Raw genomic sequence first — 1,253 nt, 5'->3', positions numbered from 1 at the left:
GCTGGGTGCCGGGGCGTGGCGCGGGAGGCTCGGGGTGGTGGCGGTCGGTGTCGGGGTGCGGGTGGGTGGGGGCTGGTCGCGCAGTTCCCCGCGCCTCTGGGGGGTTGCGGCTGGGGTGGGGGGAGGGACAGCCGCTGGGTGCCGGGGCGTGGCGCGGGAGGCTCGGGGTGGTGGCGGTCGGTGTCGGGGTGCGGGTGGGTGGGGGCTGGTCGCGCAGTTCCCCGCGCCCCTGGGGGTTGCAGCTGGGGTGTCCGAGGGGAGGGGCAGGTGGGGCGGCCGGTGCAGGGGCCGAGGCGGGGGAGCTGACAACCTTCGGGTGACCCTGCGCATCCTCGGGCGAGCCTCCACCCCGTACCCTTGGATTGGACTAGACCTGTAGTCGTCGTCGAATGCCGAGGAATGGGGTCCCATGAGCAAGCGTGCAGTCCTGGAGGTGATCGCCCTCGGCGTCGAGGACGCGGTCGCCGCCCAGGCCGGGGGTGCGGACCGGCTCGAACTGGTCACCGACATGGCCGCCGACGGGCTCACCCCGCCGGTCGGGACCTTCGCCGGGATCCGAGCCGCCGTCGACATCGACCTGCGCGTGATGCTGAGGCTGGCGGACGGTTTCGCCGCCGGGGACGTGGCGCGGCTGGTGCGGGTGACGCAGGAGCTGCGGGACGCCGGGGCGGACGAGTTCGTGCTCGGGTTCCTCGACGCCGACGGCGGGGTGGACCTCGAAGCCGTCGAGCGGGTGGTGAGTGAGCTGGACGGGTGCCGGTGGACCTTCCACCGGGCCATCGACCGGGCCGCCGACCGGGACGCGCTGCGCAAGCAGCTGGACGGCATGCCGGGCCTGGACACCTACCTCACGGCCGGCTCCCCGACCGGCGTCGACGACGGCCTCGCCGTCCTGCTCGCCGAGGCGGCCAGGGTCGGGGAGCCCGGGTACGAGCAGCGGATCCTCGTGGGCGGCGGGCTGCGCCTCGACCACGTGCCGACCCTGCTGACCGCCGGCATCGACGCCTTCCACATCGGCGGCGCGGCCCGTCCGGACGGCTGGGAGGGGCCGGTGTCGGTGGGCGAGGTAGCCGAGTGGCGGGCTGTTCTGGACGGGGTTTCGTAGACGGGGAGCTCTGGCGGGGGGTGGGCCGCGGTCCGGCGCTGTCGGGGGTTTCTCGTCGGTGACGGCCCCTGTCACCCCCTTAGGGGTGCGGGGGACTGTGCGGCCAGCCCTCGCGCACCCGCGGTCCGACGCGGGGGGAGCTCTGGCG

The 1,253-nt window shown here is 75.3% G+C and carries 1 protein-coding gene; it reads left to right on the top strand.

What is annotated here, in order from left to right:
• Positions 1–409: 409 nt before the first annotated feature.
• Positions 410–1,105 carry a copper homeostasis protein CutC gene (locus ACZ7L5_RS42660; RefSeq protein ID WP_471524185.1) on the top strand — a complete coding sequence of 232 codons (696 nt, stop codon included), beginning with the start codon at positions 410–412 and terminating at the stop codon, positions 1,103–1,105.
• Positions 1,106–1,253: the final 148 nt, after the last annotated feature.

The sequence above is a fragment of the Streptomyces sp. NPDC107528 genome (assembly GCF_055639295.1).
The sequence above is the reverse complement of the archived record's forward strand: the minus strand, read 5'-3'. Positions and strand labels throughout refer to the sequence as shown.

Bases quoted from the DNA above. Each gene is read 5' to 3' on its own strand.
- ACZ7L5_RS42660 (WP_471524185.1), top strand. From the start codon at position 410: ATGAGCAAGCGTGCAGTCCTGGAGGTGATCGCCCTCGGCGTCGAGGAC.